This is a genomic window from Defluviimonas salinarum (genome assembly GCF_026013545.1).
Classification (GTDB): domain Bacteria; phylum Pseudomonadota; class Alphaproteobacteria; order Rhodobacterales; family Rhodobacteraceae; genus Albidovulum; species Albidovulum salinarum.
This window is the reverse complement of the sequence record NZ_JAPDOG010000004.1, coordinates 55,199-68,678: the sequence shown is the minus strand read 5'-3', so window position 1 is coordinate 68,678 and position 13,480 is coordinate 55,199. Positions and strand designations below refer to the sequence as shown.

Annotated in this window: 15 protein-coding genes; 7 read left to right on the top strand and 8 right to left on the bottom strand. The window is 66.5% G+C overall.

Annotation, left to right across the window (positions count from 1 at the left end):
- Nucleotides 1-531: 531 nt before the first annotated feature.
- The 3 genes from tsf to OM960_RS05870 form a co-directional block, all read right to left on the bottom strand.
- Complete coding sequence (gene tsf / locus OM960_RS05880; protein ID WP_263332870.1) at nt 532-1,440, bottom strand: translation elongation factor Ts; 909 nt, start codon at nt 1,438-1,440, stop codon at nt 532-534.
- Between the two features lie 102 nt (nt 1,441-1,542).
- Complete coding sequence (gene rpsB / locus OM960_RS05875) at nt 1,543-2,310, bottom strand: 30S ribosomal protein S2 (protein ID WP_263332868.1); 768 nt, start codon at nt 2,308-2,310, stop codon at nt 1,543-1,545.
- Nucleotides 2,311-2,489: 179 nt separating this feature from the next.
- Complete coding sequence (locus tag OM960_RS05870; protein WP_264771350.1) at nt 2,490-3,170, bottom strand: DUF2461 domain-containing protein; 681 nt, start codon at nt 3,168-3,170, stop codon at nt 2,490-2,492.
- Nucleotides 3,171-3,258: 88 nt separating this feature from the next.
- Between OM960_RS05870 and OM960_RS05865 the strand changes: the two genes are divergently transcribed.
- Nucleotides 3,259-3,594: a cupin domain-containing protein gene (locus tag OM960_RS05865; RefSeq protein ID WP_264771349.1), complete on the top strand. Its 336-nt coding sequence runs from the start codon at nt 3,259-3,261 to the stop codon at nt 3,592-3,594.
- On the opposite strand, the gene OM960_RS05860 is transcribed toward OM960_RS05865, so the two are convergent.
- The 3 genes from OM960_RS05860 to OM960_RS05850 form a co-directional block, all read right to left on the bottom strand.
- Entirely contained in the window at nt 3,576-4,172 is a 597-nt protein-coding gene (locus tag OM960_RS05860; protein WP_263332862.1) for a GNAT family N-acetyltransferase, read from the bottom strand. The genes OM960_RS05865 and OM960_RS05860 overlap by 19 nt on opposite strands.
- Nucleotides 4,173-4,242: 70 nt before the next feature.
- The gene (locus OM960_RS05855) at nt 4,243-4,791 is read right to left on the bottom strand and encodes a hypothetical protein (RefSeq protein ID WP_263332860.1); all 549 of its coding nucleotides are present in this window, start codon (nt 4,789-4,791) and stop codon (nt 4,243-4,245) included.
- Nucleotides 4,792-4,820: 29 nt separating this feature from the next.
- A complete protein-coding gene (locus OM960_RS05850; protein ID WP_263332859.1) occupies nt 4,821-5,783 on the bottom strand; it encodes a homocysteine S-methyltransferase family protein in 963 nt (320 codons plus the stop codon).
- 190 nt (nt 5,784-5,973) lie between these two features.
- On the opposite strand from OM960_RS05850, the gene OM960_RS05845 reads away from it, so the two are divergent.
- From OM960_RS05845 to OM960_RS05830, 4 genes are all read left to right on the top strand, one after another.
- On the top strand, nt 5,974-6,588 hold the full coding sequence (locus OM960_RS05845; RefSeq protein WP_263332857.1) for a TetR/AcrR family transcriptional regulator: 615 nt from the start codon (nt 5,974-5,976) through the stop codon (nt 6,586-6,588).
- 29 nt (nt 6,589-6,617) lie between these two features.
- Nucleotides 6,618-7,511: a PfkB family carbohydrate kinase gene (locus tag OM960_RS05840; RefSeq protein ID WP_264771348.1), complete on the top strand. Its 894-nt coding sequence runs from the start codon at nt 6,618-6,620 to the stop codon at nt 7,509-7,511.
- Nucleotides 7,508-8,425, top strand: coding sequence for a pseudouridine-5'-phosphate glycosidase (locus OM960_RS05835; RefSeq protein ID WP_354003542.1), 918 nt, complete (start codon nt 7,508-7,510; stop codon nt 8,423-8,425). Before OM960_RS05840 ends, OM960_RS05835 begins: the two co-directional genes overlap by 4 nt.
- Before the next feature lie 66 nt (nt 8,426-8,491).
- Nucleotides 8,492-9,223 carry a DUF502 domain-containing protein gene (locus OM960_RS05830; protein ID WP_263332854.1) on the top strand — a complete coding sequence of 244 codons (732 nt, stop codon included), beginning with the start codon at nt 8,492-8,494 and terminating at the stop codon, nt 9,221-9,223.
- 39 nt (nt 9,224-9,262) lie between these two features.
- Here OM960_RS05830 and OM960_RS05825 read toward each other — a convergent pair whose 3' ends face one another.
- Complete coding sequence (locus OM960_RS05825; RefSeq protein WP_263332852.1) at nt 9,263-10,300, bottom strand: patatin-like phospholipase family protein; 1,038 nt, start codon at nt 10,298-10,300, stop codon at nt 9,263-9,265.
- A gap of 73 nt (nt 10,301-10,373) precedes the next feature.
- Nucleotides 10,374-11,147, bottom strand: a complete 774-nt coding sequence (locus OM960_RS05820; RefSeq protein ID WP_263332850.1) for a 3-hydroxybutyrate dehydrogenase — start codon at nt 11,145-11,147, stop codon at nt 10,374-10,376.
- A 341-nt stretch (nt 11,148-11,488) separates the two neighbouring features.
- Between OM960_RS05820 and OM960_RS05815 the strand changes: the two genes are divergently transcribed.
- Both OM960_RS05815 and OM960_RS05810 read left to right on the top strand, forming a co-directional pair.
- A complete protein-coding gene (locus tag OM960_RS05815) occupies nt 11,489-13,315 on the top strand; it encodes an extracellular solute-binding protein (RefSeq protein WP_263332848.1) in 1,827 nt (608 codons plus the stop codon).
- Nucleotides 13,316-13,319: 4 nt separating this feature from the next.
- Entirely contained in the window at nt 13,320-13,433 is a 114-nt protein-coding gene (locus OM960_RS05810; RefSeq protein WP_263332845.1) for an entericidin EcnA/B family protein, read from the top strand.
- Nucleotides 13,434-13,480: the final 47 nt, after the last annotated feature.

Below are 13,480 nucleotides of genomic sequence, written 5' to 3'. Positions count from 1 at the left end.
TGTTCCGTGAGTGGTGGCATTGGCCAGGAACGGCTCCCAGGACCAGCCCGCGTTTGCGGGGGAAGCGGGAGCGCCGGGCAACCGGGTGCGGACCAGCCGGTCGTTTTCATGGGCAGGCTGGTCCGACACTTTTGCGCGCCCTGTCCATGTCCCCAACAGGTGCCGGCGCGCATCAGGGCGGCGACTCCATCGACCGGAGGCGCCGCCCTTCCTGTCTCCCATCCTGTTCCCATGCCGTCCCGAAGTCGCGAAGATTCCCGCTGCACAGTTGATCTGCGTCAGGCGCGATCACGGTGGATGCGGCATCGTGACGAGGTTCAGTGAGTGGTGATTTGGTGGGGCTTGAGCCGAAACCGCCAGAACCTCGGGACTTGAGCCCAAATCCCGGAAATCCGGGTTCCGGGCCCGGCGGGTGTTTCGCACCCGCCGGACCCAGCCAAGCCGGTCATTGACCGGATACAAGCATTCCCCGAAATGACAAAAGGGCCGGGATTACCCCGGCCCTTCCTGAGACGAAGTCCTGACGAGGGATCAGGCGCCGCGGGTCTTTGCGACCTCGGCGGCGAAGTCTTCCTTTTCCTTCTCGATGCCCTCGCCCACCGCGACGCGGGCAAAGCCGGTGATCTCGACGCCGGCATCCTTGGCGGCCTGTTCGACCGTCACGTCCGGGTTGATCACGAACTGCTGGCCGAGCAGCGTGTTTTCAGAGAGGAACTTCTTCATCCGGCCCGGGATGATGTTGTTGTGGATCACCTGATCGGGCTTCGGCTTCGCCGAGGCGGCGTTCTCCTCGAGCGCCTTCTGGGTCTGGACCTGGAGTTCGCGCTCCACGACGGCAGGATCGAGCGCGGCCTCGTTCAGCGCGAGCGGCGAGGTCGCGGCGATGTGCATGGCGAACTGCTTGCCGATCGCCTCCGCCTTGTCCTTCGGGCCGTTCAGAGCAACGAGAACGCCGATCTTGCCCATGTTCTCGGCAGCGGCCGAGTGGACGTAGGTATAGACCGTGTCGCCTTCAAGAACGTGCATCCGGCGCAGCGTCATGTTCTCGCCGATGCGGGCGATCGCGTCGGTGAGGACGTCTTCGACCGGCTTGCCGTTCAGATGGGTGGCCTTCAGAACCTCCAGCGTCTCGCCGGTCTGCAGCGCGATGTTGGTGATGTCGCGGACCATGTCCTGGAAGTCGGCGTTCTTGGCGACGAAGTCGGTTTCCGAGTTGATCTCGACGGCGACGCCACGGCCGTCCTTGACGGCGACGCCGATCAGGCCCTCGGCGGCGACGCGGTCGGCCTTCTTGGCGGCCTTGGCCAGGCCCTTGGTGCGCAGCCAGTCGACGGCGGCTTCCATGTCGCCATTCGTCTCGGTCAGCGCCTTCTTGGCGTCCATCATGCCCGCGCCGGTCGACTCGCGCAGCTCTTTCACCATTTGTGCGGTGATCGCCATGTCGGCTCTCCTTCGAAGATTTCTCAATGGGTCAGGCGGGGAGTATCCCCGCCCGATGAAGGTAGGATGACAGGACGCTCGAACGCGCCCCACCGGGTCCGGTCAGGCCTCTTCGGCGACCGTTTCCTCGGCCGGCGCCTCGTCGAGCGCACCGATGTCGATGCCGGCAGCGCCCATCTGGGCGGACATGCCGTCAAGCGCGGCGCGGCTCACGAGATCGCAGTAGAGCGCGATCGCGCGGGCGGCGTCGTCGTTGCCCGGGATGACGTAGTCAACGCCCTTGGGCGAGCAGTTGGTGTCGACGATAGCGACGACCGGGATCCCGAGCTTCTGCGCTTCGAGGATGGCGAGGTCTTCCTTGTTCACGTCGATCACGAAGAGAAGGTCGGGAACGCCGCCCATCTCGCGGATGCCGCCGAGCGAGGCCTGGAGTTTCGCCTGCTCGCGCTCCATGCCCAGACGCTCTTTCTTGGTCAGGCCCTCGGCGCCCGAACCCAGAACCTCGTCGATCTGCTTGAGGCGCGCGATCGACTGGGACACGGTCTTCCAGTTCGTCAGCGTGCCGCCGAGCCAGCGGTGGTTCATGTAGTACTGCGCGCACTTTTCCGCGGCATCGGCGATCGGCTTGGCAGCCTGACGCTTGGTGCCGACGAAGAGGATGCGGCCGCCCTTGGCCACGGTCTCACGGATGACGTTGAGCGCGGCGTCGAGCATCGGCACCGTCTGCGTCAGGTCGATGATGTGGATGCCGTTGCGGTCGCCGTAGATGTATTCCGACATCCGCGGGTTCCAGCGCTGGGTCTGGTGGCCGTAGTGAACGCCAGCTTCCAAGAGCTGACGCATGGAGAAATCGGGGAGCGCCATGTCCATTTCCTTTCCGGTTTGCGCCTCGGCGAAGCATGAGGTCCCGGATCGGATCCGGGACAACCGGCGGACCTTGCGGGGATGTCTCCCCCGAAGGCCCAAGCCTCGCCTGTGAAGTGGCGCGCGTATAGGACGATTTGCGACGGCGCGCAAGCCCCCTGCCGGGAAGCCGTGGCCGCGGCGCGTCACAGGGCGTGCAGCCAGCCAATCAGCGGCATGAGCCTGCGCGTCCGGTCGAGCATCTCTTCGACGGCCGCGGGCGTCCCGATCCAGCCCGGCATGAAGCCACCCTCCATCGTGCGCGCGACGATCCCCTTGTAGCGCAGGAGGTAATCCCATTCCGGCGCGGGATCGCAGCCCTTTGGCAGGCGCTTCAGATGTGGCTCGTCGAGGTGACAGCCGACGCCCTCCGCCTCTTTCAGCGCGGCGAGCAGCGCCGCCCGCTCCGTCGCGTCGGCGAGCCGCTCGCGATAGCGGGCGAGCACCGGACCGTCAAACGCCCACCGCCCCGCCCCATAGCCGAGCCCCTCGGGCGTCAGCACGACATGCATGCCGGCCCCCCTGTTGGGGTGGTCTCCGGGCCAGAAGATCAGGTGCAGCCAGGGCTCATAAGGCGACTTGTCAGCCGCGAACCGCACGTCGCGATTGATCCGCCGGAGCGAGCCGTTGATCCGCGCCTCGGCCTTCATCGGCGGCTCCATCGCCGCCATGCCGGGGCCGAGGGCCTCGATGAAATCGAGCCCGGGCGCTTTCCAGAGGTTTTCGTAGCGATCCCGGTTGGCTTCGAACCAGCTCCGCTTGTTGTTGGCCTTCAGATCGGACAGGAACGCGAAGGTCTCGGGCGGGAATCCACGAAAACTCGGCACCTGTGTCTCCTTCGGTTGATACGGCCGCGATTGTCGGCTTCACTCTGCACCAAATCAACAAGATACCGAAGCCGGAAGGATCTTCCCCATGCCGCTTGCCGATTTCATGCGCCGGTTTCCCGCCGTCGACATCCCGTTCCCCGAGGAGGTGATCACGACGAATGTCCTGCGCTCGGATGACGGGCTCGCTGTCTTCTTCACGTTCCACGAGAATCTCGACCTGCCCGCGCATTCCCACGGGGGGCAGTGGGGGACGGTGCTTCAGGGCGAGATCGAGCTGACGGTGGAGGGCGAGACCCGCCGCTACCGGCCGGGCGAGACCTATACGATTCCGTCCGGCGCCCTGCATTCGGCGCGGATCGCCGCGGGAACGGTGGTGCTCGATGTCTTCGAGGAGCCCGACCGTTATCCATTGCGCGCGTGATCCGCGGGCTTGACCATCAGAAGCCACTCGCGGCCCGCGCCGGCCCAGCCATCCTTCACCATCGCCCGCCGCGCCGCGACCCGGTAGCCCGCGCGTTCATAGAGCCGCCGGGCACCTTCGTTGGCATCGGCGACGATCAGGCTCATGCCCCTCGGGCCGGCATAGCGCTCGGCGAAGTCCAGAAGGCGGGTGCCGATGCCGCGGCCCTGAAAGGCGGGCGCGGTCGCAAGCACATGGACATAGCCGGTATCGGGGGCTTCCGCCTCCAGCGAGTCCAGAGGGCGGAAGAGCGGCGGGGTCTCGGGATCGGGGGGCGGCAGCGTCTCGGGCTGGCGATGGGCAATCAGGCAGCCAGCGGCCTCGCCGCCAATCTCGGCGATCCAGGCGTTGCGGTAGGAAATCGCCGCGGTCTCTCCGGCGGCACGGGCAATGCCGACCTCGATTGCGGCACTGGCGACAGGTGCCGTCATTGACCAGAAATGCAGGGCGATGCCCTCGCCGGCTTGGTTGACCATCTCGGCGATGAAACCGGCATCGGCGGCGCAAGCCTTGCGGATGGTCAGATCGGGTCTGGTCATGGGAACGCTCCTGACTGTTGGATCGCCTGCCCGGCCGAAGATCGCGGCCGGGCGCATGGTGCAGGTTACATCAGTCGAGCGCTGCGCGCTGACGGGCCGGTTCGAGCGCGACCTGCAGGCGCACGCCGTAGCCGTCGGTCATGCCGAGAAGCACCTGTTCGAGCGCCGGACCGGCAGCGGCATAGTCGCCGGTTCCGCCGGTGACCGCCCGCGTCACCGGCACGCCGATGTCCGCGAGTTCGGAGCCCTGGCTGATGAGAACGTCGCCGTTGGCGAACTGGTAGACCTGCCGGGTCACGACGATGTCGCCGGTGAGCGTACGCAGGCCCTCGCCGACGAAATAGCCGTCGCAGGTCCAGGTGCCGATGACCTTTTCGGGAAAGGCCGGGCTTCCGTCGGGCAGGGTTCCCTCGACGCCGCCGTCGAGCGTTCCGGCCGGGTAGATGTAGCCCTGCGTGATGAAGGGCGTGCCATAGGCCGGAGACCCGTCATCGAAGGCCGGGGCGGCCGCATGGACGAACCGCGACAGATCCTCGGCCACGTCGAAGCCGCTGAGGGGTGCTGCGAAGGCCGGCAGCGCGAGGCCGGTGGCGAAGGCGGTGATGGTAAGGAACTTCATTGGTCTTCTCCTGTTGCTGAGTTGGGTGTTCACGCGACGGCGACGGCCGGTCCCACGACATGCCGCGCGACGCAGCCGACATGACGGTGATCGGTGCCGCAGCAGCCGCCGGTGACCTTGAGCCCCGGCAGGAGCCCGGCGAAGGCGGCATGAAGCTGGCCGAACTCCTCCGGATCGCCGTCATCGAGCTCCTCCGCCTTGTCGAGTTCGGCATGGCTGAGGCGCGAGGCGTTGGCCCTGATCCCGCCGATCCGGGCGCGCCAGTCGCCCTGTCCAAGTTCTGCCGCAAAGTGATCGGGATGGGCGCAGTTGATCATGTAGTAGAGCGGCGCGGCCCCGGTCGCGGCATCGGTCTCGGCAATCGCCGCGCCGATCGTCTGGCCGTTCGGCAGGCGCCCATCGGTCTCCACGGTGAAGCTGACCACCACCGGAACACCCGCCGCCTGCGCGGCCCGGACGATGCCGATCGCTTCGCCGGGATGGGTCATCGTGATGGCGCCGATGAAATCCACGCCCTCCTCGGCGAGGAGTCGGACCTGTCCGGCATGCAGCGCCTCGGCCTCATCGGGCGCCAGCAGGGATTCAGGCGCATAGCCATCACCGGCCGGCCCGACCACACCCTCGATCAGGATCGGGTCGACCCTTCCAGCCCACCGCGCCCTCAGCGCCTGCGCGAATGCCACCGATGCGCGCGCGAGCTGCCGCAGTTCCGCCTTCGGCCGCCCGATGGCCGCAGCCCAGTGGTCGGCCGCCCTCCAGGTGGCGGTGTCGAGCACGAAGCCGGTCCCGGCCTCCTCGGCGATGGCGAGGAACCGTTCGAAATACCGGGTCACGGCCGCTCGCGTTTTCGCATCATCAAGAAGCACGACGGCCGAAAAGGCGGGCAGGTCCAGCCCCTCGTGGAAGACCATCGAGGTCTCGAAGCCGCCGTCGGTCAGGTAGATCCTAGGATCGTCGAGAAAACGGCGCGTGGCGTCCTGTTTCAAAGTCATTTCACTCCTCCTTGTCCGTAAGAAAGGAATGACGAATTGCGGCTTTGAGACCTAGTTTGCTTGCGGTATACTACGAGGTAACATTTTTTGCCGTTGTAATTCAGAAGCTTGTGCATGCCGGCGTGAAGTCGGCCGCAGTTCCGCCCTCGGAGAACTGGACCGTCGGTCCAGTAGAACGCAAGGGAGCGAGATGGCAAAGCAGACCGACACCCGGACCCGGATCATGGATATCGCCGAGGCGGCGGTGCTCTCCAAGGGCTTCGACGCGACCTCGATCGAGGAGATCGTGGCCGGGGCCGAGATCACCAAGGGCGGCTTCTTCTACCATTTCCCGGACAAGAACGCGCTCGCCCATGCGCTGATCGAGCGCCACATCGAGGTCGAGAACGAACTCTTCGACGGTCTCTGGTCCCGGGCGCGGGAGCTGAGCGACGATCCCTTGCACACGACCCTGATCGGCCTGCGGCTCCTGGCCGAGCTGCTGGAGGACATGCCCAACGGGCATCCCGGCTGCATCGTGGCGACGGCCGCCTATCAGGACCGCCTGTTCGATCAAGAGGTGCGGCAGGCCAACCGGCGCGCCGTCCTGGCGTGGCGGCGGCGCTTCCAGGATGTGTTCGACGAGCTGTGCGCGACCTATCCCCCCCGGGACGACGTCGACACCGAGGCCCTGGCGGACATGATCGGCACGGTGATCGAGGGCGGGATCGTCATGGGCAAGGCGCTCGGCGAGCCCCACATGATCGTCGGCCAGATCCTGCTCCTGCGGCAGTTCATCCGCCAGACATTTGAACCGCGCTTGTAGTCGGCAGTGTTTCCCGGCAAACCAGCGTGATGACAGCGCAGCCCGACATTCTCTGCATTGGCTCCGTTCTGTGGGACATCATCGGCCGCACGCCGGCCCACATGGGCGCGGGCGCCGATGTGCCTGGCCGCATCACCCGCCTGCCCGGCGGGGTGGCGATGAACATCGCGATGACGCTCGCGCGTTTCGGTGTCCGCCCAGCCCTCCTTACCGCCGTGGGACGCGACCCTGAGGGCGACGAGCTTGTCGCCGCCTGCACCCGGATGGGGCTCGTCACCCGCCACATCTACCGCTCCGACGACCTTCCGACCGACCGCTACATGGCGGTCGAGGGGGCGAACGGCCTCATCGCGGCGATCGCGGATGCCCATTCTCTGGAGGCCGCCGGCGACAAGATCCTGCGTCCGCTTTCCGATGGTGCGCTCGGCCGGGCCGGGGCGCCCTGGGCCGGGCCGATCGCGCTCGACGGCAACCTGACCGCCGGCCTTCTCGCCGACATCGCCCACTCGCCGCTCTTCGCCGCGGCCGACCTGCGCGTCGCCCCGGCCTCGCCCGGCAAGGCCGAACGGCTGCTGCCGCTCCTCGCCGTCGCCAATGCCACGCTCTATGTGAACCTCGAGGAAGCGGGGCTCCTCGGTCACCGCCGCTTCGCCACCGCCCCCGAGGCGGCGGCGGCCCTGGTCGACCGCGGCGCCGCGCGCGTGCTCGTCACCGATGGCGGCCGCACCACGGCAGATGGCTCGCGCGAGGGCATCGTCACCGCCGATCCGCCGGCGGTTCTGGTCACCCGCGTCACCGGCGCGGGGGATACTTTCATGGCGGCCCACATTGTCGCCGAGACGCGGGGCGAAGACCGCGCGACGGCACTCCGTTCGGCGCTCGATGCCGCCGCGCAATATGTATCGGGAGATATCGGATCGTGACCGACCTGCCCCTCGCCTTCTCGCCCGAGGTCGCCGACGCGCGCTTGAATGGCGCGCCCATTGTTGCGCTGGAATCGACGATCATCACGCACGGCATGCCATTCCCGCAAAATCTGGAAACGGCCAGCCGGGTGGAGACCGAGATCCGCGCGCATGGCGCCGTGCCTGCGACCATCGCGGTGATGGACGGCAGGCTGCATGTCGGGCTGACCGCGGCCGAGTTGGAACGGCTGGCCCAGGCCGAGGCGGTGATGAAGCTCTCGCGCGCCGATATCGCCGCCTGCCTCGCCGCCGGCCGCACCGGCGCCACGACCGTCGCCGCGACGATGATCGCCGCCCGCCTCGCCGGGATTGCCGTCTTCGCCACCGGCGGCATCGGCGGCGTCCACCGGGGGGCCGAGACCTCCTTCGACATTTCCGCCGATCTCCACGAACTGGCTCGCACCCCGGTCACCGTCGTCGCCGCGGGCGCCAAGGCGATCCTCGACCTGCCGAAGACGCTCGAGGTGCTCGAGACGCTCGGCGTCCCGGTCATCGCCTATGGGCAGGACGAGTTTCCCGCCTTCTGGTCGCACCGGTCCGGCCTGCCCGCACCGCTGCGGATGGACAAAGCCCGGGACATCGCCGCCGCGCATCAGATGCGCGCGCGCCTCGGGCTCGACGGCGGCCAGCTGGTCGCGAACCCGATCCCCGAGTCCGCCGAGATCCCGCGCGCCGAGATCATGCCGGTGATCGAGACCGCGCTCGCCGAGGCAGAGGCGCAGGGCATCGCCGCGAAGGCGGTCACGCCGTTCCTGCTCGCGCGAATCTTCGATCTGACCGGCGGACGCTCGCTCGAGGCGAATATCGCGCTCGTTCTGAACAATGCCCGCCTCGGAGCCGCCATTTCCTGCGAAATCGCCCGGCAGTCCTGACTTTCTCCCCATTGTGGGGCGCCTGCGGACCACCTACATTCCCTTCGGGAACGGGAAGCGCTGACGATGAAGCCAGATCACGACGGCCACGAACACGGCATCATCCATCCGCCGCGGAGGCGGGGCATTCTCGCTCGGCTCCGTGCCAATTTCCTGACGGGCCTCGTGGTCGTTGCGCCCGTGGGGCTGACGCTGTGGCTGATCTGGACGGTGACCGGCTGGATCGACAGCTGGGTGCTGCCCTTCGTGCCCGACCAGTACCAGCCCGACCGCTTCATCAAGGACATCCTCGGCGAGGATACCGCGATCAACGTCCGCGGCGTCGGCGTCGTCGTCTTCCTGCTCTTCACGGTCTTCGTCGGCTGGATCGCCAAGGGGCTGATCGGCCGCTCGCTGATCGGCTGGGGCGAGGGCCTCGTCGATCGGATGCCGGTCGTGCGCTCGGTCTACAGCGGCGTCAAGCAGGTCGCCGAGACGGTCTTTTCGCAGACCGAGTCGAAGTTCGACAAGGCCTGCCTGATCGAATACCCGCGTCCCGGCATCTGGGCGATCGGCTTCGTCTCGACCGCTGCCAAGGGCGAGATCCTCGCGCGGCTGCCCGACGACGAGGTGATGACGGTGTTCCTGCCGACGACGCCGAACCCGACCTCTGGCTTCCTGCTCTACGTGCCGAAACGCGACGTATCCTTCCTCGACATGTCGGTCGAGGATGCCGCGAAGCTGGTGATCTCGGCCGGGCTCGTCTATCCCAACGGCAAGGACAAGGACAAGGAAAAGCCCCAGATCGCCGCCCAGTGAACGGTGCCGTGGAGAGATGGTCCGGACGCGCGGTCGCGCTCAGGCGATGAAGCCCGCGAGGTCGACGCTGCTCTCGCGGTTGAGGCGTGCGCCGTCGCGCTCGAGAAATGCCGCCGCCGCCGCGCGCCCGGCCGCCTTCAGCTCCCAAAACAGCGCCGGCGAGGGGGCGAGCTTGGAACGCGCGTTCAGGCGGTTCATAAGAGTGTCGTCGGCGATCACGTGCACCAGCACGTCCTTCATCGCGCCCGGTTCGACCTTTCCCGCCGCGATCAGTTCCTTCACGAAATTGATCGCCCGGAACTCCCTGAGAAGCGAGGAATTGAAGCTGATCTCGTTGATGCGGTCGAGAATGTCCTGCGAGGACCGCGGGACCGCCTCGCGCCGCAGCGGGTTGATGCTCACGACCACGATGTCGTCGGGAAGTCCGGGGTCGAAGAGCGGAAACAGCGCCGGATTGCCGGTGTAGCCGCCGTCCCAGTAGGCCTCGACGGCGCCGGTCTCGGGATCGGCCACCTCGACCGCTTGGAACAGCGTCGGCAGGGCCGCCGATGCGAGGATCGCCTCGGTCGAGATCGCCTCGCCCGAAAAGACCGCGATCTTGCCGGTCCGGACATTGGTCGCGGCGACGAAGAGCGCCGGCCCGGTGGCCGCGCAGACCAGATCGTAGCGGAACCGCTCGACCACCCGCGCCAGCGGGTTGACGTAGAACGGGCCGTAATCATAGGGGCTGAACAGGCGCGTGAAGGTCTCGGCCGGCGAGAACGGCGTGAAGCGCTCGGTCATGTCCTCCCATAGGGTCGAGACCGGGAGGAAGGCGCGGAACCATCCCGACAACCGCATGTCGCCGACGGCGCCGACCTGGGACCAGAGCCAGTCGAGATTGGCGCGGGCGCCCTCGCGACCACCCATCGCCAACCCCGCCTTCAGCGCCGCGCCGTTCAATGCGCCTGCCGAGGTTCCCGAGATCCCGGCGATCTCGATCATCTCCTCTTCCAGGAGCCTGTCGAGCACGCCCCAGGTGAAGGCGCCATGCGCGCCGCCGCCCTGCAGCGCGAGATTGATCCGCCGGATCGTCATCGCCCGCCCTCTCCGTTCCGTATGCACAACGCGCTTCAGTACCCGCAGCCGCGCGCCCCGGGTCGGTTATCGATCAGAGCGCGGTCCAGCCGCCGTCCACCGAGATCGTCGTGCCGGTGATCTGTGCGGCGGCGTCCGAACACAGGAACACCGTGGTGCCGCCGATCTCCTCGACGGTCGCGAACTGGCGCGAGGGCTGGCGCAGCAGCATGACCTCCCGGATCACCGTCTCGCGGTCCATGTTGTGGACCTTCATCTGGCCGGGGATCTGCGACTCGATGAGCGGCGTCAGAACGTAGCCGGGGCAGATCGCGTTGCAGGTGATCCCCTGCCCCGCGGTCTCGAGCGCCACGGTCTTCGACAGGCCGACCACGCCGTGCTTCGCGGCGATGTAGGCCGACTTGAACGGCGAGGCGGTCAGCCCATGCGCCGAGGCGATGTTGACCACCCTGCCCCAGCCCTTCGCCCGCATCCCCGGCAGCGCCGCCGCGGTCGTGTGGAAGGCCGAGCTGAGGTTGATCGCGAGGATCGCGTCCCACTTCTCCGTCGGGAACTCGTCGACCGGCGCGACATGCTGGATCCCGGCATTGTTGACGAGGATGTCACAATCGCCGGCCTGTTCGACCAGCGCCCGGCACTCGTCGCCTTTCGACATGTCGGCCTTGATGTAGCGTCCCCGGACCCCGAACTCCTTGCCAAGCTCGGCGGCCAGCGCATGGTCCTCATCGCGGTCGGTGAAGGAATTCAGCACCACATCGGCACCGGCCCGCGCCAGTTCGCGCGCGACGCCAAGCCCGATGCCGGAATTCGATCCGGTGATGATCGCGGTCTTTCCCGAAAGGTTCATGATGCGCCTCGTTTTCATTGCGGTGCAGCAAGACTACATGCTGCGCGCGCAAAGAACAGGGGGCAGGGCTGTTTTTCCGGCCCGCCGGTGAAACCGATTCTCTTGAACGGACGACCGCGTTCATGCCGTTGACGGGGTAGCCGCAAAGCCAACAAAAAAACGCCCGCGCAAGGCGGGCGTTAAGTTGTTGAGGCAGGTTTCATACAGGCAAGAAACCTATCGAGCAGTGCATTCTTTATACGCGGTCCTTCGCCCACGGCCAAGCTAAAAGTTTGAAAAGGCAGGAAAGCACGGCTAGCGTCTGCGCCTAACGAACAAGAGCAGTTGGGATTGTCGACCAAATGAGAACGTATTTCTTCACCCGGCTTGGACAGGCTGCGTGCCTCACCGCGCTTATGGCCGCTTCGCCGATCGCCGCGCCGATCGCCGCAGCAGAGCCGCAGCACGGCATAGCTATGTATGGCCGTCCTGCCCTGCCACCTGATTTTGTGTCGCTTCCTTATGTGAACCCGGAGGCTCCGAAAGGGGGAAGTATCCTCTTCGGCGAACCGGGCGGTTTCGATTCACTCAACCCATTCATCCTCAAGGGCACGGCTCCCTGGGGTCTCGGGCTCCACACGGTCGAGACGCTTATGGGCCGTTCAATCGACGAGCCCTTCACGCTCTACGGCCTCCTGGCCGAATCGGTCGAGACCGACGAGGACCGGACCTGGGTCGAGTTCACGCTGCGCCCCGAGGCGCGGTTCTCCGACGGCAGCCCGGTCACGATCGAGGACGTGATGTGGAGCTACGAGACGCTCGGCACGACCGGCCACCCGCGCTACCAGACCGCCTGGTCCAAGGTTGCGAAGATGGAACAGACCGGCGAGCATTCAGTCCGCTTCACCTTCGATACCGCCGACCGCGAGCTTGCCCTTCTGATGGGGATGCGGCCGATCCTGAAGAAGGCGCAGTGGGAGGGCAAGGACTTCACCGCCAGTTCGCTCGACGTGCCGGTGGGCTCAGGCCCCTATGTTGTCGACGCCTTCGAGCCCGGCCGCTTCATCAGCTTCAAGCGCAACCCCGACTACTGGGGCAAGGATCTCGCCTTCAACAAAGGCCAGAACAATTTCGACGAGATCCGCTACGACTATTTCGGCGACGGGGACATTGTGCTTCAGGCCTTCACCGCCGGCGAGACCACGAGCCAGCGCGAATACAACGCGGCCAAATGGGCGAGCCAATACGACTTCGCGGCCGTGACATCCGGCGAGGTGGTGAAGTCGGAAATTCCGAACCAGCGGCCCTCGGGCATCACCGGCCTTGTCATGAACACCCGCCTGCCGGTCTTTGCCGACTGGCGGGTGCGCGAGGCGATGATCCTCGCCTTCAATTTCGAGTTCATCAACCAGACCATGAATGGCGGCACCGAACCGCGCATCAGCTCGTACTACTCGAACTCGGTGCTCGGCATGGGCGCCGGCCCGGCCGAGGGCAAGGTGGCCGAACTGCTCGCCCCCTTCGCCACCGAACTGCCGCCCGGCACGATCGAGGGCTACGCGCTGCCCGAGGGAAGCGCCGACCGCGCGCTCGACCGCAAGTCGCACAGGAAGGCCGTGGCGCTTCTGGAGGAGGCCGGCTGGACCGTAGAGGACGGCGTTCTGAAGAACGCCGAAGGCGCACCCTTCGAGTTCGAGATCCTTCTCGCCGCCGGTGCGACCGAGACCCAGACCGTCGTCGACATCTATGTCGAGGCGCTTAAGAACCTTGGCATCTTCCCGCGCGTGACCGTGGTCGACAGCGCCCAGTACAAGGAGCGTACGAACAACTACGAGTTCGGCATGGCCTGGTACACGCGCGCCCTGTCGCTCAGCCCCGGCAACGAGCAATACCTTTACTGGGGCGCTAAGGGGGTCACCGAACCCGGCAGCCGTAACTGGATGGGCATGAACGCGCCGGCGGCCGAGGCGATGATCAAGGCGATGGTTGAAAGCCGCAGCCAGGAGGATTTCATCTCTGCGACCCGGGCGCTCGACCGGGTTCTGACGGCGGGGCGCTACGTGATCCCGGTCTGGTTCTCCAAGGTCTCGCGCATCGCCCATTCGGCGCATCTTCACTACCCCGAGCGAATTCCGCTATACGGCGACTGGCCGGGCTTCCAGCCCGAAACCTGGTGGTATGAGGAATGACCCGATGAAGAAGATTGCCCTGCTCACCGTCCTTCTGGCGCTGGCGGCCTGCAACACCGTGGCCGGTGTCGGCGAAGATGTCTCGGGCGGCGCCCGCACCGTGCAGAGCTGGTTCTGAAACCGCTCCACTTCGCAGAACCGTTACACTCGCACGCTAGAGGGCGG

Bases quoted from the DNA above. Each gene is read 5' to 3' on its own strand.
- tsf (WP_263332870.1), bottom strand. From the start codon at position 1,440: ATGGCGATCACCGCACAAATGGTGAAAGAGCTGCGCGAGTCGACCGGC.
- rpsB (WP_263332868.1), bottom strand. From the start codon at position 2,310: ATGGACATGGCGCTCCCCGATTTCTCCATGCGTCAGCTCTTGGAAGCT.
- OM960_RS05865 (WP_264771349.1), top strand. From the start codon at position 3,259: ATGCCGCTTGCCGATTTCATGCGCCGGTTTCCCGCCGTCGACATCCCG.
- OM960_RS05860 (WP_263332862.1), bottom strand. From the start codon at position 4,172: ATGACCAGACCCGATCTGACCATCCGCAAGGCTTGCGCCGCCGATGCC.
- OM960_RS05855 (WP_263332860.1), bottom strand. From the start codon at position 4,791: ATGAAGTTCCTTACCATCACCGCCTTCGCCACCGGCCTCGCGCTGCCG.
- OM960_RS05850 (WP_263332859.1), bottom strand. From the start codon at position 5,783: ATGACTTTGAAACAGGACGCCACGCGCCGTTTTCTCGACGATCCTAGG.
- OM960_RS05845 (WP_263332857.1), top strand. From the start codon at position 5,974: ATGGCAAAGCAGACCGACACCCGGACCCGGATCATGGATATCGCCGAG.
- OM960_RS05840 (WP_264771348.1), top strand. From the start codon at position 6,618: ATGACAGCGCAGCCCGACATTCTCTGCATTGGCTCCGTTCTGTGGGAC.
- OM960_RS05830 (WP_263332854.1), top strand. From the start codon at position 8,492: ATGAAGCCAGATCACGACGGCCACGAACACGGCATCATCCATCCGCCG.
- OM960_RS05825 (WP_263332852.1), bottom strand. From the start codon at position 10,300: ATGACGATCCGGCGGATCAATCTCGCGCTGCAGGGCGGCGGCGCGCAT.
- OM960_RS05820 (WP_263332850.1), bottom strand. From the start codon at position 11,147: ATGAACCTTTCGGGAAAGACCGCGATCATCACCGGATCGAATTCCGGC.
- OM960_RS05815 (WP_263332848.1), top strand. From the start codon at position 11,489: ATGAGAACGTATTTCTTCACCCGGCTTGGACAGGCTGCGTGCCTCACC.
- OM960_RS05810 (WP_263332845.1), top strand. From the start codon at position 13,320: ATGAAGAAGATTGCCCTGCTCACCGTCCTTCTGGCGCTGGCGGCCTGC.